The sequence below is a fragment of the Embleya sp. NPDC005971 genome (assembly GCF_040629175.1).
Taxonomy (GTDB): domain Bacteria; phylum Actinomycetota; class Actinomycetes; order Streptomycetales; family Streptomycetaceae; genus Embleya.
Genome location: NZ_JBEXUX010000012.1, coordinates 152,531 through 171,263, shown reverse-complemented (window position 1 = coordinate 171,263; position 18,733 = coordinate 152,531). Strand labels below are relative to the sequence as shown.

At 69.6% G+C, this 18,733-nt stretch carries 20 protein-coding genes; 16 read left to right on the top strand and 4 right to left on the bottom strand.

Annotated features, from left to right (window positions below):
• Positions 1–37 precede the first annotated feature (37 nt).
• The 5 genes from ABZ374_RS13895 (at position 38) to ABZ374_RS13875 (ending at position 2,025) form a co-directional block, all read left to right on the top strand.
• Positions 38–253, top strand: a complete 216-nt coding sequence (locus tag ABZ374_RS13895) for a hypothetical protein (protein WP_360310448.1) — start codon at positions 38–40, stop codon at positions 251–253.
• Positions 250–801: a flavoprotein gene (locus ABZ374_RS13890; RefSeq protein ID WP_360310446.1), complete on the top strand. Its 552-nt coding sequence runs from the start codon at positions 250–252 to the stop codon at positions 799–801. Before ABZ374_RS13895 ends, ABZ374_RS13890 begins: the two co-directional genes overlap by 4 nt.
• Before the next feature lie 55 nt (positions 802–856).
• Positions 857–1,186 carry a DUF6247 family protein gene (locus ABZ374_RS13885; protein WP_360310444.1) on the top strand — a complete coding sequence of 110 codons (330 nt, stop codon included), beginning with the start codon at positions 857–859 and terminating at the stop codon, positions 1,184–1,186.
• A complete protein-coding gene (locus ABZ374_RS13880; RefSeq protein ID WP_360310442.1) occupies positions 1,183–1,416 on the top strand; it encodes a hypothetical protein in 234 nt (77 codons plus the stop codon). Before ABZ374_RS13885 ends, ABZ374_RS13880 begins: the two co-directional genes overlap by 4 nt.
• Before the next feature lie 171 nt (positions 1,417–1,587).
• On the top strand, positions 1,588–2,025 hold the full coding sequence (locus ABZ374_RS13875; RefSeq protein ID WP_360310440.1) for a hypothetical protein: 438 nt from the start codon (positions 1,588–1,590) through the stop codon (positions 2,023–2,025).
• 133 nt (positions 2,026–2,158) lie between these two features.
• On the opposite strand, the gene ABZ374_RS13870 is transcribed toward ABZ374_RS13875, so the two are convergent.
• The 3 genes from ABZ374_RS13870 to ABZ374_RS13860 form a co-directional block, all read right to left on the bottom strand.
• Positions 2,159–2,746 carry a flavin reductase family protein gene (locus tag ABZ374_RS13870; RefSeq protein WP_360310438.1) on the bottom strand — a complete coding sequence of 196 codons (588 nt, stop codon included), beginning with the start codon at positions 2,744–2,746 and terminating at the stop codon, positions 2,159–2,161.
• Between the two features lie 110 nt (positions 2,747–2,856).
• The gene (locus ABZ374_RS13865; protein ID WP_360310436.1) at positions 2,857–3,633 is read right to left on the bottom strand and encodes a tryptophan 2,3-dioxygenase family protein; all 777 of its coding nucleotides are present in this window, start codon (positions 3,631–3,633) and stop codon (positions 2,857–2,859) included.
• A complete protein-coding gene (locus tag ABZ374_RS13860; protein WP_360310434.1) occupies positions 3,621–4,433 on the bottom strand; it encodes an alpha/beta fold hydrolase in 813 nt (270 codons plus the stop codon). Before ABZ374_RS13860 ends, ABZ374_RS13865 begins: the two co-directional genes overlap by 13 nt.
• A 192-nt stretch (positions 4,434–4,625) precedes the next feature.
• Between ABZ374_RS13860 and ABZ374_RS13855 the strand changes: the two genes are divergently transcribed.
• From ABZ374_RS13855 to ABZ374_RS13845, 3 genes are all read left to right on the top strand, one after another.
• Complete coding sequence (locus ABZ374_RS13855) at positions 4,626–5,822, top strand: cytochrome P450 (protein ID WP_360310432.1); 1,197 nt, start codon at positions 4,626–4,628, stop codon at positions 5,820–5,822.
• Positions 5,823–5,919: 97 nt separating this feature from the next.
• Entirely contained in the window at positions 5,920–6,126 is a 207-nt protein-coding gene (locus ABZ374_RS13850) for a ferredoxin (protein ID WP_360310430.1), read from the top strand.
• Positions 6,127–6,135: 9 nt separating this feature from the next.
• Positions 6,136–7,440: a cation:proton antiporter gene (locus ABZ374_RS13845; RefSeq protein WP_360310428.1), complete on the top strand. Its 1,305-nt coding sequence runs from the start codon at positions 6,136–6,138 to the stop codon at positions 7,438–7,440.
• A gap of 121 nt (positions 7,441–7,561) precedes the next feature.
• Here ABZ374_RS13845 and sigJ read toward each other — a convergent pair whose 3' ends face one another.
• Positions 7,562–8,449, bottom strand: a complete 888-nt coding sequence (sigJ, locus tag ABZ374_RS13840) for an RNA polymerase sigma factor SigJ (protein WP_360310426.1) — start codon at positions 8,447–8,449, stop codon at positions 7,562–7,564.
• Between the two features lie 144 nt (positions 8,450–8,593).
• On the opposite strand from sigJ, the gene ABZ374_RS13835 reads away from it, so the two are divergent.
• The 8 genes from ABZ374_RS13835 to ABZ374_RS13800 all read left to right on the top strand — a co-directional run bounded on the left by ABZ374_RS13835 (position 8,594) and on the right by ABZ374_RS13800 (position 18,693).
• On the top strand, positions 8,594–10,180 hold the full coding sequence (locus ABZ374_RS13835; RefSeq protein WP_360310424.1) for an MFS transporter: 1,587 nt from the start codon (positions 8,594–8,596) through the stop codon (positions 10,178–10,180).
• A 263-nt stretch (positions 10,181–10,443) separates the two neighbouring features.
• On the top strand, positions 10,444–10,938 hold the full coding sequence (locus ABZ374_RS13830) for a helix-turn-helix domain-containing protein (protein WP_360310422.1): 495 nt from the start codon (positions 10,444–10,446) through the stop codon (positions 10,936–10,938).
• Positions 10,939–11,201: 263 nt separating this feature from the next.
• Complete coding sequence (locus tag ABZ374_RS13825; protein WP_360310420.1) at positions 11,202–12,086, top strand: sigma-70 family RNA polymerase sigma factor; 885 nt, start codon at positions 11,202–11,204, stop codon at positions 12,084–12,086.
• 285 nt (positions 12,087–12,371) lie between these two features.
• Positions 12,372–13,964: a tryptophan halogenase family protein gene (locus ABZ374_RS13820; protein WP_360310418.1), complete on the top strand. Its 1,593-nt coding sequence runs from the start codon at positions 12,372–12,374 to the stop codon at positions 13,962–13,964.
• Positions 13,965–13,992: 28 nt separating this feature from the next.
• Positions 13,993–14,604 carry a flavin reductase family protein gene (locus ABZ374_RS13815; RefSeq protein WP_360310416.1) on the top strand — a complete coding sequence of 204 codons (612 nt, stop codon included), beginning with the start codon at positions 13,993–13,995 and terminating at the stop codon, positions 14,602–14,604.
• Positions 14,601–15,671: an LLM class flavin-dependent oxidoreductase gene (locus tag ABZ374_RS13810; protein WP_360310414.1), complete on the top strand. Its 1,071-nt coding sequence runs from the start codon at positions 14,601–14,603 to the stop codon at positions 15,669–15,671. Before ABZ374_RS13815 ends, ABZ374_RS13810 begins: the two co-directional genes overlap by 4 nt.
• A complete protein-coding gene (locus ABZ374_RS13805) occupies positions 15,668–17,497 on the top strand; it encodes a non-ribosomal peptide synthetase (protein ID WP_360310412.1) in 1,830 nt (609 codons plus the stop codon). Before ABZ374_RS13810 ends, ABZ374_RS13805 begins: the two co-directional genes overlap by 4 nt.
• The gene (locus ABZ374_RS13800; RefSeq protein WP_360310410.1) at positions 17,494–18,693 is read left to right on the top strand and encodes a cytochrome P450; all 1,200 of its coding nucleotides are present in this window, start codon (positions 17,494–17,496) and stop codon (positions 18,691–18,693) included. Before ABZ374_RS13805 ends, ABZ374_RS13800 begins: the two co-directional genes overlap by 4 nt.
• Positions 18,694–18,733 lie beyond the last annotated feature (40 nt).

Genomic DNA, 18,733 nt, shown 5'->3' with positions numbered 1-18,733 from the left:
CGACGTCGCGGGCCTCGAAGCGGCCGAGCGTGGGGCGGTGTTCCGGCTCGACGTCGCTCGGGCTCTCGCCGTCTGCGGACGCACCGAGCAGGCCGGCATCGCCCTGCCCGCGGCGGAGGAGCAGCAGGCACCCGAGGAGATCCGCTCCCGCACCGTCGCGCGGAACCTCATCGGCGAGTTGGTGCGTCGCGACGAGTACGGTCGCCTCCCGGAGCTGCGACCCCTGGCCGTCCGATCGGGAGTACCCCTGTGAGCGATCGAGTCCTGTACCTGGTCGTGTGCGCGGCCGGGCCGGCGCCGCAGGTCGGTGTCCTTGTGGAGGCGGCCAAGGGACGAGGTTGGGACGTGTGCACGATCGCGACGCCGGCGGCCGAGGGCGGCGGGTTCGTCGATCCCGCAGCCATCGAAGCAGTGACCGGCCGCCCCGTCCGCCACCGCTATCGGCGGGCGGACGAGCCCGGTCGATGGCCGAAGGCGGACGCCGTCGCCGTGGCGCCGATGACGATGAACACGGTCACCAAGTGGGCGGACGGACACGCCGACACCTACGCCCTGGGGGTTCTCACCGAGGCGATCGGGCTCGGCTTGCCGATCGCGGCCCTGCCGTTTTGGAACGCCGCCCAGGCCGCCCACCCCGCTGTCGACCGGGCCGTCGCGACCCTTCGGGAATGCGGGGTCGAGGTCCTGTACGGCACCGACGGGTTTCGGCCGCACCCGCCGGGCACGGGCGGCAGCCGCATCCCGACCTACCCGTGGGTCCGTGTGCTCGATGCCCTGGACCGGCGCGCGGCCGGCGGGTAACCCACCCGTGTGCGCCGGCTACCGATTACCACCCGTGCGGTGTCACGCTGGCGGCATGGACGAGCAGACCACCGACCCCCGTCGGCCCCGGCACACCATCGGCTTCGGCGGCACCCACCACGCCACCCCCGCCGAGATCCGCGCCGAACTTCCCGCCGACCTCCGCGACGAGTTCGAAAAGGAGTACGGCCAGGCCCTGGACACCGCCCGCGACAGCGGAGACCTCCAGCCCCTCGCCGACATGCTCGGCCCCTGGCAATCCGAGGTCCGCATGCGCCGCAGCCCCGACTGGCCGGAAACCGAAGAGACCATCCGGCGGATCAACGCCGGCCTGCCCGTCGACACCGTCCCGGCCGACCGCACACAGTGGGGAGACCACCCGTGAGCTACAGCGTCGAGTCCACCTACACCGTCCAGCGCTGGCTCAAAGGGCAGCCGGCCCACGTGACCGGCGCCTACGACGACATGACCCGACGCCTTGTCTCCGACCCCTGGCGAGTCGGCTCGCCCACGCGCTCCGACAACATGCGCGAGTATGCGTTCTGTGTGGAGGGCACCGCGACGTTCATCATCGAGGATCGATGCGTGACCGTCACGATCGTGCAGATCAGCTGAGCAACGGGGCGTTGTGGGACCCGCCTCGTAGAGTGTCGAGATGCACGACGAGCACATCGCCCAGGCGACCGCCCGCCGGGAAGTGGCCGACGGCGCCGTCGAAGCCCGCGTCGCCGATGGAATGACGAGCTCGCGTCCGAGGACGACCGTCTGTTCCGAAGGATGGCCGTAATGATCACCCAAGGTGCGCGGTTCACGGAGGATTGTGGTCACTGTGGTGGGGTCGTCGAGGGGTGGTTCGCCCAATTCATGGACGACGAAGTCCTGCACTGGGCCGTGGATCGGTGTTGTGGGAGCTGTGGGGTCGTCATCGACGACTGGGGGGTGGACCCGGCGCCGGATTTCGTCAGAGAAGCAATTCTGGCCGAGCACGCTGCTCGGAGACTCGTGGTCGGGGACTCTTCTCGGGCGAAAGTCCAGTTGCTCAAGGCATTTCGCGCGGTATCCCAGGTCGACCTCAGGACCGCGTCGACGATGACGAGCCAGGCCATGGCGTCCGGTTGGTCCGGGACCCACCTGGAGGTCGAGTTCCTCGCGAGCATCCTGAGGAACGCAGGGGTGGCAGGCGTAGCGGTGGAGGTTGTCTCCCCGCCCCTCCCCGCACCGTAGGTATGGGATCGCCGGCGCCCGGCCGCTCATGCCTCTGTTGCGGACGGACGACCCTGCGGAGGTCGCGTGGCAGGCGGGCGGCCGGGGCCGCGGGAAGCCCAGGACGGCACCCTGTCCTGGGCTTCGGGTGGGGTCAGGGGTCGAGGGTGTAGCGGTCCTGGGTTTTGAGGTAGTCGGCGGCGCCCATCCGGCCGATGGCGTCGAGGCGGGTGAGGTCGACGTGGAAGTCGTCGGTGTCGAGCAGGTCTTCCTCGGCGGTGACGTGGACGACCTCGCCGATGACCACGAAGTGGTCGCCGATCGGGACTATGGCGGAGGTTCGGCATTCGAAGGCGATGGGTGAGCCGTCGATGCGTGGGCTGCCCACCCGGGTGCCGGGGATGGGGAGCAGGCCGACGAGTTCGTATTCGGATCGGCCGTGGGGGATGGGTTTCGCCGCGCCGGTCGCGGCCTCGGCGTGTTTTTGGATCAGGACGTTGACGGTGAACTCGCCGGTGCCGCCCTCGGCCGGTGGTCGCGCGTTGCGGCACGAGTCCTTCTCGGAGCCGTCGGCGCGTCGGCCCGCGCAGAACAGCAGCGCCATCGGGGAGTAGCCCACAGCGGTGTAGTAGGAGAAGGGCGCGAGATTGACCGCCCCGTCCGGCGAGACCGTACTGACCATGGCGATCGGTCGGGGGACGACGCTCCACAGCAGCAGCCGTTCGCGCTGCCGCGTGGTCATGTCCGCTGCGTCGAATTCCAGCATGTATCAGCCGTTTCGGATCGGGACCGGACGTCCGCGGCCGGGGGAGGCCGCCTGTGCCGCCGGGGTGGGCAGGGTGCCCGCCGACGTCACGCCGGGCTGCTCGTGAGTTCCGCCGCGTGGAGTGAGCCGCGCAACCGGCGGAGTTCGGGGAAGGGGAGGGTGATCCGGCGCATCAGGAATTCCTCCCCCGTCGTGCCGCCGGTGCCCTCCTGTCCGCCGACCATCCTCGACATCAGCCCGAGGTGGGCCACCTTCCATCGCCAGTAGCCGTTGCCGACGTCGAGAAGCGCCTCGGCGACGCGGTGCAGGCCGCCGATGTCGGGGCCCAGGCGGCAGATCTCGGCCACGCTGTGCCCGTGGTGCGCGGCGCTCTGCACGAAGGCTTCGTAGAGTTCTCCGTCGCGCTTGTTGTCGCCGATCAGGCGGCCGAGTACGCGGAATTGATCCGACTGTGCTCCGCTGGCCGTGCCGAGGTAGGGCCGGAACTCGACGAAGTGGCGGAGCTGGAGGCGCTCCAGGACGATCACCTGCTCGTGCAGTACCCGCAGTAACTCGCTTGCCCGTTGCAGGAGTTCCACGCTCACCTCGATCCCGTTGCCGCCGGGATACGGGGAGGCCGGGCGATACCCGTTGGCCGAACGATGTGCGGGGGTCGAGCGATACGGGGAGGTCGACAGCAGTTCGGTGACCAGGTTCAGGTCGGCGATGGTTTGTTTGAGCCAGAGTTCGCAGGACTGGTGCGCGACGATGAAGAAGTGCTCGGCCAGGACCACGGTCCGGTCGGCCGTCTCGGGGATCTGCGTCTTCTGGAGCGCGAGCAGTGTCTCCGTTTGGAGGTAGGAGGTATAGCTCAGGTCGGCCATGGTTGGCTCCGCGTCCTAGAGTCCGAAAAATCGAGTGCGGCGTCGATGAAGGCGAGGATCTCGGCCACCAGCCCGGCCGGGTCCCGGAACGGGTGGAAGTGTCCGCCCGGTCGTTCGAGCAGGCTGAAGGTCCCGGTGCCGACCGCGTCCCAGCCGGCCAACCCGGTGCCGTCGACGAGGGGGTCCTGTGCGCCGTGGTGGCAGCGGACGGGGCAGCGCAGCGGCGTGGCCCGGGCGGCCGGTCGGTAGCGTTCGTGCGCGGTGATGTCCGCGCGCAGCACCGGGAGCAGTACCTGCGCCAGGTCGGGGTTGTCCGCGATCTCCGGGTCGACGCCGCCCATGCGGCAGACCACGGACCACAGTTCCTCGTCGGGGCACAGGTGTGTGCGGCCCCCGCCCTGCCTGCTCGGCGGCAGGCAACCGGACACCAGCAGGCCGTGCAGCGGCCGACCGTCGGCGGCGAGGGCGAGGGCGCTCTCGTAGGCGACCAGGGCTCCGAGGCTGTGCCCGAACAGGAAGGTGGGCAGCGGGTCCAGTCGTGAGAGCTCCGCGTCGAGTTCCGCGCTCAGTGTCCGCACGTCGTCCGGTGCCGGCTCGCCGAAGCGGTCGCCGTGCCCCGGGTATTGCACGGCGAGCAGCTCGATGTCCGGTCGCAGGCTCGCGGCCCACGGTGCGTAGGCGGCGGCGGTCCCGCCGGAGTGGGGGAGACAGACGAGCCGCGCGACGGGCTGCGGGGTGGCCGGGGTGACCGGTGCGTCGGTCAGAGTCCGCAGGCAGTAATTCCGGCGTGTAACGGGCATCTTTTCACTCCTCCGCTCCGATGCCTTCGTAAGTTCTCATGGCGGATGAATGCATCGAGGAAATCTTTCGACTCTCCGTCAATTCCCGGTCGCCTGCGACAGATCTCTGACACAACTTGTTCGTACGGTCCCGGGTGCGTGTAAGGATCCGCGTGCCGGAGTCGGTACCTTTTACGATGGGGATTTCGAACAATGAGCCCAGCGGCAGCCACCTCGGTTGATTTGACCGATTCGCGCACGTTTTTCGAGCACGATCCCTACGAGTTCTTCGCGGCGGCCCGGGCCCGCGAACCGGTGTACTGGCACGAGGCGTCGGGTGATCTGCCCGGATTCTGGGTGGTCACCGACTACGACAGCGTCGTGGACTGCTACCGGGATCCCGCGACCCTGGGCTCCGGCCGCGGCACCGTGCTCGACGTGCTGCTTCGGGGCGACGACTCGGCCGGCGGGAAGATGCTGGCCGTGACCGACCCACCCCGGCATCGCCAGTTGCGGGCCCTGCTGTGGCGCGCCCTCTCGCCGAAGGTGCTCAATCGGGTCGTACGCGAAGTCGAGGCGTACACCACCGCGTTGATCGGCGCCGCGGTCGAGGAGGGCAGCTTCGATTTCGCCACCCGGGTCGCGGAACACGTGCCGATGAACACCATCTGCGATCTGCTCTCCGTGCCCGAACGGGATCGCCCCGACCTGCTCGACTGGAGCAAGGGCGCACTCGCCGGTGCCGAAGAACTCGATTCCCTCGAAGCACGCAACGAACTCGTCCTGTATTTCATGAATCTGGGCGCCTTTCGCCGCGCACATCCGGGCGACGACGTGGTCAGCACCATCGCGACCGGGACCATCGACGGCGAGCCGTTGACCCTGGAGGAAGTCGCCCTCAACTGCTACAGCCTGGTCATCGGCGGCGACGAGTCCTCGCGGGTGTCGGCGGTCGGCACGGTCAAGGCGCTGGCGGAGGCCCCGGAGCAGTGGCACGCCCTGCGCGCGGGGCGGATCGACCCGGACACCGCCGTCGAGGAGGCCCTGCGCTGGGCCACGCCCTCGTTGCACTTCGCCCGTACCGCCGTGCGCGACCGGGTCATCGGCGACAAGGCGGTGCGCGCGGGAGAGATCGTGTCCCTGTGGAACATCTCGGCGAACAACGACGAGCGGGTCTTTCCGGCGCCGCGCAGTTTCGAGCTGTCCCGAACCCCGAACAAGCACGTCGCCTTGGGACACGGCCCGCATTACTGCCTGGGCGCCTTCCTCGGTCGGGTCGAACTGCGCGCGCTGATGGGCGCGCTCGTCGGCGCGGTATCCGAGATCGAACTCCTGGGGACGCCGACCCGGATCCAGTCCAATTTCCTCAATGGGTACAGCAGCCTGCCGGTGCGCTTTTCACCGCGGTGACGCAAGCAGTCGCGGAATGCGCGGCCGGCCGTGGAATTGCGACCGGCCGTGGAATGCGACCGTCGGAATCGGAATCGACGCGAGAAAAGGATCTGTCATGCGTGTGACCGCCGACCAACAGCGGTGTATCGGCTCCGGAATGTGCGTACTCGCGGTGGCCGAGGTGTTCGACCAGGGCGAGGACGACGGCATCGTGCACCTGCTCCGCCAGGACGTGCCCGGCGAACTCGAGGACCGAGTGCGGCACGCGGCGCGCGTCTGCCCGTCTCGGGCGATCGCCGTGCTCCCCGAATCCGACGCCTAGGAGCACGTCATGCCGTCCGACACCGCCGCGCCCCTGGGCGGCCATTCGCTCCTGCTGCTCCTGGTTCAAGTGTCGACGCTGTTGTGTGTGGCACTGCTGCTCGGCCGGCTCGCCGAGCGGCTCGGACTGCCCGCCCTCCTGGGCGAGTTGTCCGCGGGCGTCCTGCTGGGGCCATCGGTGCTGGGCGGGCTCGCGCCCGGGCTTCGGGACTGGCTCGAGACCTCGTCCGCACCGCAGACGCACCTGCTGGACGCGGTCGGGCAGATCGGAGTGATCCTGCTCGTGGGCGTGACCGCGTTGGAGATCGATCTCGGCCTGGTGCGCCGCAAGGGTCGGACCTCGCTCGGCGTGGGCCTCCTCGGTCTGCTCATCCCGCTGGCCCTGGGGGTCGCCATCGGCTTCGCGGCGCCCGCGAGCCTGCTGCCCGCCGATCACGATCGCGGCCTGTTCGCGTTCTTCGTCGGGGTGGCGATGTGCGTCAGCGCCCTGCCGGTGATCGCCAAGATGTTCGCCGACATGCGCCTGTTGCACCGCGACCTCGGCCAACTGACCATCGCCGTCGCGGTGGTGGACGACGTCAGCGGCTGGATGTTGTTGTCCGTGGCGTCCGCCGCGGCCGTGGGCGGCCTCACCGTCGTCTCGGTGGTGAAGCCGGTCTGTTGGCTGTTGCTGATCGTGGTGTGCGCGACGCTGATCGTCCGGCCGGCCATTGGGTGGCTGATGGCCAGGGTGACCGCGGCGGGGACGACCATCGCCACCGCGACCGTGGTGATCCTGGGCAGCGCGGCGCTGACCCAGGCCGCAGGCATGGAGGCGTCCTTCGGCGCGCTCGTCGGCGGCCTGCTGATCGGCACCTGCACCCGAGAAACGGTGGGCCGGTTGGCGCCGTTGCGCGCGGTCACGTTGTCGGTGTTCGCCCCCCTGTACTTCGCCGAGGCCGGCCTGCGGCTGGATCTGACCGTGCTGGGCAGACCCGTGATCGCCCTGGCCGCGCTGTGCGCGCTGGCCGTGGCCGTCGTGGGCAAGTTCGCCGGGGCCTTCCTCGGCGCCCGACTGGCCGGTCTCGACCATCGCACCGCGCTCGTGCTCGGCGCCGGGATGAACGCGCGCGGGGTCATTCAAATCATCGTGGCCGGGATCGGACTGCAACTGGGCGTGCTGAACACCGCCGCCTACACCATCGTGGTACTGATCGCGATCAGCACCACGATGATGACCCCGCCGGTACTTCGCCGGGCCCTTTCACGCATCGAGGTCAACGAGCAGGAACGGGCCCGCCTGCGGCGCAGCGAGAAGCTGGTCGGCGTGTCCTGACGGACCTCCCGGCCGCCCGCCCGCAGCAGCCGCGCACGGAAGCCGCCTGCGCTGGCCGCCCGCGCGCAGCCGGCCCGCGCAGGCCACCCACACAGCGCCCACGCAGGCCACCCCGCGCCCGCTACCCGTGCAGCGCCGCCAGATCCATCGCCCCCAGCCGGTCGGGATCCAGCAGGATCTGGATCCCGACGATCCGGCCCCGCGCGATGGCGAACCCCATCACCGAGACCGGCCGCCCGTCCCGCTCCACCAGCGCGCCGGGCGAGCCGTTGACCAGCACGGCCCGCACCACCACCCCGGGCTGCCGGAACAACGCCGCCCGCTGCGCGGTGGGCCCGGCCCCCCGGACTACGGCCGAGGCGGAGACGAGGGTACGCCCGCCGTCCGCGCGCAACTCGACGTCCGGATCCAACAGGGCCACCAGCGCGTCGAGATCCCCGCCCCGCGCCGCGGCGAAGAACGCGTCGACCAGCAGGCGCCGGGTCGCGAAGTCGCCGTCCGCCGAGCTCGCCGAGGCGCCCTGCACCCGTCGGCGCGCCCGGCTGGCGAGCTGACGCGCCGCGACCGTGGAGCGCCCGACCACCTTCGCCACCTCGTCGAACGTCAGATGGAACATGTCGTGCAGGACGAAGGCGACCCGCTCGGTCGGCGCCAGCGTGTCCAGCACGATCATCAGCGCGAGGCTGACCGAATCGTTCAGCAGCGCATCGTCCTCGGGGCCGAAGGTCTCCTCCCGGCCGAGCACGGGATCGGGCAGCCGCAGCCCGATCGGATCCTCCGGCCGGGCCGCACGGGAGCGCAGCACGTTGAGGCAGATCCGGCTGACCACGGTCGTCAGCCACGCCGGGAGCGACTCCACCTCGTCCGCGTCCGTGCGGCTGAGTCTGATCCAGCTCTCCTGGACCGCGTCCTCGGCCTCGGCATGCGAACCCAGCATGCGATAGGCGACCGTGCCGAGCCGTGGCCGGGCGAGCTCGAACTGCTCCGCAAGCTGATCGGGATCGGACACGGTCACACTCCTCGGGCGACAGGGGTCATTACCAGTGGGCGGTCAGGACCTGGCAGTCACGGATTCACTGGGAGTACGGATGATCACCACATCGCATAGCGTAGTCGGCTCGGCACTGTGCCCGACGACCGACCGGGAGGGCACATGAGCCTCCGACTCACCGAGACGCAACATCGCCGCCTGGTCCTGTTCGCGATGTGCATGGCGACGTTCATGACCTCGCTCGACCTGACCATCGTGAACGTGGCACTTCCCTCCGTGCAGAACGAACTGCACATGAGCGCCGCGCAGTTGGAGTGGGTGATCGGCGCCTACTCACTGAGCCTGGCGGCGATCATCCCGGCCGGCGGCGCCCTCGGCGACCGCTACGGCCGTAAGCGGGTGTTCCTCACCGGCATGGTGGTCTTCACCATCGGTGTGGTCGCCTGCGCCCTTGCCTGGGACGCGAATTCACTGATCGCCTTCCGCGCCCTGCAGGGCGTCGGCGGCGCGGCGATGCTCGCCCTGGGCCTGCCCATCATCATGGAGACGTACCCGCAGGAACAGCGGGCCGGCGCGATCGGCGCCTGGGCCGCGATCGGCGGCACCGGCTTCGGCGCCGGACCGGTCGGCGGCGGCATCCTGCTGACCTTCTTCGGTTGGCAGTCGGTGTTCTGGATCAATCTGCCGTTCGCCGCCCTGGGCATCGTCTGCACGGTCGTCGCGGTCCGCGAATCGCGCAATCCGCGGGCCCGGAAGCTGGACGTGCCGGGCATGACGATCAGCGGCCTGGCGCTGGTCTGCCTCACGCTCGGCTTCGTCGAGTCCTCGGCCCACCCCTGGGGCTCGACGCTGGTGGCCCTACCCCTGGTCGCCGGAGCCGTGTTGCTGGCCGCGTTCTTCTGGTGGGAGCGCCGCATCCCGCACGCGATGTTGCCGCCCGCGCTGTTGCGCGCGCGCAGCTTCGTGAGCGCCTCGGGCATCTACATGCTCTGCTACGGCGGAATGACCGGCGCGTTGTTCTGGGTGACGCTGTATTTCCAGAACGTCGCGGGCTGGTCCGTGATGCGCACCGGCCTGTCGTGGTTGTTCATGAACATCCCGTTCCTGGTCATGGCGCAGTTCGGCGGGCGCCTGGACGCCCGGTTCAAGACGTGGGTGGTGACCGTCAGCGGCACGGTGGTCGCCGCGGTCGGTGTGCTCCTGCTCAGCCGGGCGGGGACCACCCCGTTCGCGGTCAGCGCGCTGGGATTCGCGCTCTACGGCGGAGGGTTCGGCACGTTCGTCCCGGCCACGACCCACGCGGCCATGCGCGACGTGCCCGCAGGGGTCTCGGGCGCGGCTTCCAGCGTCCTGAACGCCTCCCGGCAGATCGGCTCCTCGGTGTGCCTGGCGGTGCTGGGCACCGTCGGGGTCAACATGGCGACCTCCTCGTGGCGGAGCAAGACCTCCGGCCTGGACGGCGTCCGGCACGCCCAGGCCACGCAGCAGGCGCAGAACGTCGGCGGCGGGCGGGTGGAAAAGGTCGTGGACACGCTGGGCCCCTCGGTCAAGCAGACCGCGATCGATTCCTTCCTGCACGGCTACCAGATGGCCGTCGGACTGGCCTCGGCCTGCACCCTGGTCGCGGCCGCCGTCGCGTACGCGGGGTTCCGACAGCGGGCCGTGCGTTCGGTGGCCGTGGGGCCGCAGGCGAAGCCGGAGTCGGAAAGCCCCCGGGAGAGTGAGGCGCTCAGCGATCGTTCGCGGTGACTCGTTCCATCGTCCCGTCCGTCGGGGCAGCGTGTTCGCGGAGCTCCATGCTCCGCGAACACGCGACTTCGGCGCCCGGTGAAAAATGGCGTCCGGGGAAATGAGAAATCCAATCCGGGTGGGTACACATCTGGAGCCGCGGCGTGGCATCCCGGCCTCGGTCTGCTTTTTTCGTACGTACCATCCGATTTGCAGGATCGCGTGAACCATGGGGTGCAAAAAGGGAATATCGACAACAGAACTCTGTGCATTGGGGGACACCCTTGAGCAAGAGCGTCAAGTTGGTGCGCTGGCCCATCGAGGCGAGCACGCGAGACGATTGCAAGAAGGCGGGCATTCCCTGCCTTCTCGTCGTGGAGGCCGGAAATCGGGCTCCCATCTGCGTTGATCCCTCGGAGGACTGGATCAGAACGCCGGCCCCTCGGGAAGATGTCGAAGCCCGGATCCAAGCGTTAACACAACGTGCGCACGGGCTCATAATTCCGGCCGTCGACTCCACCGGAGTGCTCTACTTCGGTACGGACTCGGTGGCCATCTCCAGCACGCAGGCGGGCCTGATGGAACAGTTCGTCGCGCACTACGGCGAAGTGGTCTATCGCGCGGAGCTCGAGGAACAGTTGATCGAATTGACCGGGAAGATCACCAGAAACGCTCTCGATCTTCAGATCATGCGACTGCGCCGCCGCATCGCCTCGGTACGCCTCAGCATCCGAACCATCTGGGGACGCGGTTACATCCTCGAACCCGAGACCATGTAACCCGCCACCGGACCGGCCGACGCCGGGCGCCTCGTCGCCGGCGTGGCGGACGATCCCGTCCTCTGCCCGATCCCTAGCCGGGCAGAGGACGGGGGCTCGGGGCCCGTCGGGTTCGGGACGTGAACGAGGTCCGCACACAGGGCGAATCCCGACGGTCTCGTCGCTTTGGATGGCCATGGCACCTTTCCTCGTCAGGCATTCGTCACACGACCCGTTACCTCAGGGTCATCTGTACGACGGATTGCACACCGGAAAGGTGACCGATGGACCAGCGCCAATTCCTGGCAACGTGCTTCGAGGACAACCGCAGGGACCTGCTCGCCCTCGCCTACCGCATGCTCGGTTCGCGCGAGGAGGCGGAGGACGCGGTGCAGGACACCTGGCTGCGGCTGGAGCGGGTCGACGCCGCGTCGGTGCGGAACCTGCCGGGCTGGCTGCGCACCGTGGTCTCCCGTATCTGCCTGGACATACTGCGCGGCCGACACGTGTGCACCGAGGAGCCGAGCGATCCGCTGCCGCCCCCGGCCACGGGTGTGACGAGCGGCAATCCCGAACAGCGGGTGCTCGAAGCCGAATCCGTCGGCATCGCGCTGCTCGTCGTCCTGAACGCCCTCAGCCCCGCCGAGCGGGTGGCGTTCGTACTGCACGACATGTTCGGCGTGCCCTTCGACGAGATCGGCGCGACCCTGGGCCGGAGCGAGGCGGCGGCCAAGAAGCTCGCCAGCCGGGCCCGGCACAAGGTGCGGGAACCGCACGAGCATCGCCGGTCGGTCGAACTGGCCCAGCATCGCGAGGTGGTGGCCGCCTTCCTCGCCGCCGCCCGCACCGGTGACACCGCCAAGATCGCCGCGCGCCTGGCTCCGGACGTGGTGCGGCGCGTCGACGCCGCAGCCGTCTCGGCGAACCACCCGAGCGAGGTGCGCGGCGCGGGACCCGTCGCTCGCGAGATCAGCCACTTCTGCGCCGCCGCCGAACACGTCGAACTCGCGATGATCGACGGCCGCGTCGGCCTGCTGGTCGCGCCGGAAGGGCGGCTGCGACTCGTCATTCGCTTCGCCATCGAGGACGGTCGGGTCCGGGAGTACGAACTGCTCGCGGGTCGCGCCTGGCTGGAACCGTTGCGCATACGGCTGTTGCCCGAACCCTGACGCCCCCGACGCCGCGCAGCGGAATACGGTGATCCGTTTATCGATCCCGGGGATAACCGGCAACACACCGGACCGGTCCGGGCAACCGAGCCGGTCGGTGAAAGATCACCCGCATATCCGCGGTCGCCCCGGCCGGAAAGAAGCGCGTCTTTCGTGAATCTTTTCCCGTCGACCGACCCTGTGGACGCCCGTGTCAGAGTCGGGTGCATTACCGGGATCCCGCTGGAGTCTCATACCGAATCGCCGGGTCCCGTCCCATTCGAGGCATCGACCAAGACGGGAATCATGATCGAGAACGTAGTGATCGTCGGCGGAGGTACAGCCGGCTGGATGACCGCCACCCATCTCAAGGCGAGCTTCGGTGATCGACTGTCGGTCACACTCGTGGAATCGAAGGCCGTGCCCACCATCGGAGTGGGCGAGGCCACGTTCAGCACCGTCCGGAAATTCTTCCGGCACCTGGGGCTGACCGAACCGGAGTGGATGCCCCGCTGCCACGCCTCGTACAAACTCGCCATCCGATTCGAGAACTGGCGCGCCCCGGGCCACCACTTCTACCACCCCTTCGAACGACCCCGCGTGGTCGAGGGCTTCCCGCTCGCCGAATGGTGGCTGCGGGACCGCCCGTCCGACCGGTTCGACCGGGACTGCTCCGTGCTGGCCGCACTCTGCGACGCCAAGCGCTCGCCCCGCCACCTGGACGGGGGCCTGTTCGAAGGGGACTTCACCACCGGCGACGCACAGGACATGTCCCGCGCGACCCCCGAGGGCCAGAGCACCCAATTCCCGTACGCCTACCACTTCGACGCCACCCTGCTCGCCGGATTCCTGGCCGAGTACGGCGTCGAACGCGGCGTGCGACACGTCCGGGACGACGTGGTCGACGTGCGCCTGGACGCCGACGGCTACATCACGGACGTACTGACCAAGGAGCACGGGCCGCTCGGCGGCGACCTGTTCGTCGACTGCACCGGGTTCCGCGGTCTATTGCTGAACCAGAAGTTGGGCGAGCCGTTCGTCTCGTACCAGGATTCCCTGCCGAACGACAGCGCGGTGGCCCTGCGCGTCCCGGTGGACGTCGCCGCCGGCGGCATGCGGCCCTGCACGACGGCCTCGGCACAGGACGCCGGCTGGATCTGGACCATTCCGCTGCTCGACCGGCTCGGCACCGGCTACGTCTACTCCAGCGACTACACCACGCCGGAGGAGGCGGAGCGCACGCTGCGCAGGTTCGTCGGCCCCAAGAGTGCCGACCTGGCCGCCAATCACATCAAGATGCGGATCGGCCGCAGCGCCCGGTCATGGGTCAAGAACTGCGTGGCCATCGGCCTGTCCAGCGGCTTCGTCGAGCCGCTGGAGTCCACCGGCATCTTCTTCATCCAAAACGGGGTGGAGCAACTGGTCAAGCACTTCCCGGGCACCCGGGACGACGAGCCGCTGCGCCGGGCCTACAACCACCAGGTGAGCGGAGTCATGGACGGGGTACGGGAGTTCCTGTTCCTGCACTACTACGCCGCGGCTCGGGCGGACAACGACTACTGGCGGGACACCAAGACCCGGGCGGTGCCCGACGGCCTGGCCGAGCGCCTGGAGCAGTGGAGCGCCACGCTGCCGGACGAGAACTCCGTCTTCCCGCGCTTCCACGGCTTCGAACCGTACTCGTACACCGCCATGATCCTGGGCCTCGGCGGGCTGCCGGTCCGGTCGCTGCCGGTGCTCGACCAGTTGGATCCGACCACCGCGCGCAACGAGTTCGAGCGGGTGCGCAAGCAGGCTTCGGCCCTGATCGAGCGCCTGCCCGGGCAGTACGAGTACCTGGCCCACCAGGTCGCCCGGCACGGCGGGGCCGCCGGCGGGCGCCTCGTTCCCAGCGCGTGACAGCACACCAGGAGGTGCTGCAACCACCATGTCGATTCCCATCGCCGAGGCCGATCGCCGCGTTGCGACGGAGCCGGTGTCCACAAGCGAGTTCAGAAACCTGATGGCGGCCTTTCCGGCCGGTGTGTCGGTGCTCACCGCCGCCGAGCCGGGCGGTCCGCTGCACGGCATGACCTGCACCGCGATCGCCAGTGTGTCGGCCAGCCCGCCGACCCTGCTGGTGTGCGCCCAGCAGGCCGGCCGCACCCTCGCCGTCCTGACCAGGACGCGGGCCTTCACCGTGAACCTGCTCGACGATCAGGCCCGCGCGACGGCCGAACTGTTCGCGGCCCGTTGCCCGGATCGCTTCGAGCGGGTCGCGTGGACCATGCGACCCGGCTTCGGCGGACCCCACCTGGTGCAGGACGCGCACACCATCGCGGACTGCCGGGTCACCAAGTCGGTGACCGTCGCCGACCACGTCGTCGTGTTCGGCGAGGTGGTCAAGGTCAGCACCGCGGGCGACGTGCTGCCGCGACCGCTGGTCTACGGGATGCGCGAGTACTGGTCCCTGACCCCGGGCGGGGCCGGCTCGCGGGAGTGCACCACCACCACGACAACGGACGATCAGCCGCACACGGATACGAAGAGGCCGCGATGACGAGCTACGGGATCTCCCTGTTGCCGGACACGACGCCGCAGCAGCGTAGCGCCGGTGACTACTACACGAACCTGCTGACCGTGTCCGAGCTGGTGGAGAACCTCGGGCTCGAATACGTCAAGATGACCGAGCACTACCTGCATCCCTACGGCGGCTACTGCCCCGACCCGCTCGCCTTCCTGTCCGCCGTGGCCGCGCGAACCAGCAGGATCCGGCTGATGACCGGCGGCATCCAGGCGTCCTTCCACCACCCGATCCAACTGGCGGCCCGCACCGCGCAGCTCGACGCACTCAGCAACGGGCGCCTGGACGTCGGCTTCGCGCGGGCGTTCCTGCCGTACGAGTTCGACTCGTTCGGCATCGACCTGGACAGCAGCAAGGATCGTTTCCGGGCGACCGTCGACGCGGTGGTGCGGCTGTGGACCGAGTCGGACGTGAGCGAGGACACCCCGTTCTTTCGCTACCGGGCGGCGAACTCCCTGCCGTTGCCCACCCAGGAGCCGCACCCGCCGGTCTGGGCCGCCGCGTTGCTCACCCGTTCGAGCTTCGAATGGATCGGCGACGCCGGCCACAACCTGTTGATAGCCTCCGCGCCCAGCCGCGAACAGGTGGACCAGGTCCGGGAGATGATCGACCTGTACCGGGCCCGCTTCCGCGCCGCGCCCGGCAACGCCGGCCGCGAACCCCGGGTCGCCATCAGTGTCGCGCTCTACCTCGCCGAAACGGACCAGGAGGCGATCGAAGAGGGCACCGCCGCGTTGCGCCGCCACTGGGACGTCTTCGGCTCGGCCGCGAACGCCTGGCGGGACCGGACCTCCAGCTCGTACGAGGGCTACCGCGAGGCCGTGGTGGACAAGCACCAGGCCGGCCCGAGCGAGGACGCCGGGCTGGCCGTGGTCGGCTCGCCGCAGACCGCGATCGAGCAACTGCGGCATATCGAACAGGAGTTGGACACCGACATCGTGCTGTTCCAACTCGACTTCGGCCAGCAGCCGTTGGAGTCGATGGAACGCAGCCTGAAGTTGTTCGCCTCCGAGGTGCGCCCGTACCTGGGGAGCACGCGGTGACGACGCGGCGATCGGCTCCGCGTACCGTGCCCGAGTTCTTCGAGGCACAGGTGGTAAGCAGTCCGGACGCGCTCGCGGTGCTCTACAAGGACACCGCGCTCACCTACGACGATCTCAACCGCCGGGTCAACCGGCTGGCCCGGCTGCTGATCGACCGCGGCGTGGGCCCGGACCACCTGGTGGCCGTGGCCGTTCCCCGGTCGGTCGAGCTGGTGGTGAGCGTGCTGGCGATCCTCAAGGCGGGCGGCGCCTACCTGCCGCTGGACCCCCGCTACCCGGCGGCCCGCAAGGCGTTCATGGTCGAGGACGCCGCCCCGACGCTGCTCGTGCGTGCCGGCGGCGGGCGGGTGCCCGGGGTGGAACTCGCGGAGATCGACCTCGACTCCGACGCGTGCGCCGCCTTCGACGACGCGGATGTGCGCCAGGCCGACCGCCGCGAGCCGTTGACGGACCGGCACCTGATGTACGTGATCTACACCTCCGGCTCCAGCGGGACCCCCAAGGGCGTCGCGATCAGCCACGACGGCGTCGCGGACCTCGTCGCGACCCAGGCGCAGCGGTTTCGGCCGGGCCTCGGTGACCGGGTGTTGCAGTGGGCCTCGATGAGTTTCGACGCCGGTTTCTGGGACGTCACCCTCGCGCTGCTGCACGGGGCCACGCTGGTGATGGCCGACGACGAGGACCTGCTGCCCGGCGACGCGCTGCACGAGACGCTGGCCAAGTACGAGATCGACCATGCCGTACTGCCGCCGGTCGCGCTGAGCGTCACCGACAGCGAAGGTGTCCTGCTGGGCGGCACCATCATGTCGACCGGCGACGCCTGCACCCCCGCCCTGCTGCGCAAGTGGGCACCCGGGCGGCGGATGTTCAACGGCTACGGGCCGACCGAGGCCACCGTCGGCTCCACGATCGCCGGGCCGATCACCGAGGCGGACGGCGTCGGGATCGGCTTCCCGTGGGTCGGGACCCGGGTCCGGGTGCTGGACGAGCACCTGCGGCCGGTGCCCGACGGCCGGGAAGGTGAGCTCTACCTGGCCGGTTCGGGGTTGGCCCGAGGCTATGTCAACCGCCCGGAGTTGACCGCGTCGCGCTTCCTGCCCGACCCGTTCGGCCCACCCGGCGCGCGGATGTACCGCTCCGGCGATCTGGGTCGGCGCGACGCCGACGGTCGGTTCCACTTCGCCGGCCGGGTCGACGGGCAGATCAAGCTGCGCGGGTTCCGCGTCGAACTCGGCGAGATCGAGACCTGCCTGACCGGGCAACCGGACGTGGCCCTGGCCGCGGTGGTCGTCGAGGGCGAACTCGCCGACGCGCGACTGGTGGCCTATCTGACCGCGCACCCGGGCGCCACCCTCGACCCTGCCGCGCTGCGCACCGAACTGGCCGCCGCGCTACCGGAGTTCATGGTCCCGACGCGGATCACCGTGCTCGACGAATTCCCCACCCTGCCCAACGGGAAGGTGGACCGGCGAGCCCTGGGCGCGCCGAGCGACGCGGACGCGCCGGAGCCGCCCGCACCGCCGGCCGGGCCGCGCACGCCCGACGCCCTGCTGGGTGACGTGGTCGCGCGCCTGCTCGGCCTGTCGACGGTCGATCTCGACGCGAACTTCTTCGACCTGGGCGGCAACTCGCTGATCGCGGGCCGGCTGATCGGCGCGGTGCGCGAGGAACTGGGTGTGCGCCTGCCGATCCGGACGGTCCTGGAGGCGGGCGACCTGGGGGAGATAGCCCGATTCCTGCACGGACGCATCCAGCCACCGACAACCGCCGAAGCAGAGCCGCCCACCGGGAGCGGCACGGCGCGGCAACAGAAGGAGATGCCGTGAACGAAGAGTTGATCCGCTTCCCGATCCGCAAGGACGCCGCCTGCCCGTTCGACCCGGCCGGCAGCATGCGCGCGTTGGACGAACTGACCCGCGTCACCCTGTGGGACGGCAGCACACCCTGGCTGGTCACCGGCTACGACCTCGGGCGCAAGCTCCTGGTCGACCCCCGGGTCAGCGCCGACTCGACGACACCGGGCTACCCGCACTTCGACGAGGGCAGCCGGGAGCGGCGCAAGGACGGGCGCTCCTTCGTCGCCCTGGACGACCCCGAGCACGCCCGGCAACGCCGGATGGTGTCGCTGCCGTTCGCCATCCGCAACATCGAGGCGCTGCGCGGCGACGTAACGAACATCGTCGACGGCCTGATCGACGACCTGCTCGCCGGGCCGAATCCGACCGACCTGGTTAGCCGCTTCGCCTTCCCCACCTCGACCCAGGTGATCTGCCGGATGCTCGGAGTGCCCTACGCCGACCACGAGTTCTTCCAGGATCAGACGTCGCGCATGCTGCATCGGGACAGTGAGCCCGCGGCGATGGTCGGCGCCCAGGAGGCGCTGCGCAGCTATCTGCGGGAGCTGATCGAGCGGCAGAAGAAGGAACCGGCGGACGGCCTGATCTCCTCGGTGATCGAGGCCCAGGTGCGCACCGGCGAACTGAGCGAGGAGCAACTCTCCTACATCGCGGTGACCCTGCTGGTGGCCGGACTGGAGACCACCGGGAACATGATCGCGCTGGGCACACTGGCGTTGTTGCGCAATCCGGACCAACTGGAACTGCTGCGCGGCACCGAGGACCGCCGGGTGGTGGAAGGCGCGGTCGACGAACTGCTGCGCTACCTCAACATCTCGCACTCCGGCCGGCGGCGGGTCGCCATCCGGGACATCGCGGTCGGCGACACAATCATCCGCGCCGGGGAGGGCATCATCCTGGCCAGCGAACTGGCCAATCGCGACCCGGAGAACTTCCCCGACCCGGACCGGCTCGACCTCGGCCGCGACGCCCAGCACCACCTGGCCTTCGGATACGGCCCGCACCACTGTCTCGGTCGACCGCTGGCCGCGCTGGAACTACAGGTGGTCTACGGGACGCTCTACCGGCGCATTCCGACCCTGCGACTCGCGATCGACTTCGACGACGTGCCGTTCAAACACGACGGCGTGGCGTACGGCGTGCGCGAGCTTCCGGTGGCCTGGTAATCGGCCCGCACATGGGTGATCGCAGAGGTCGTCATTCGCC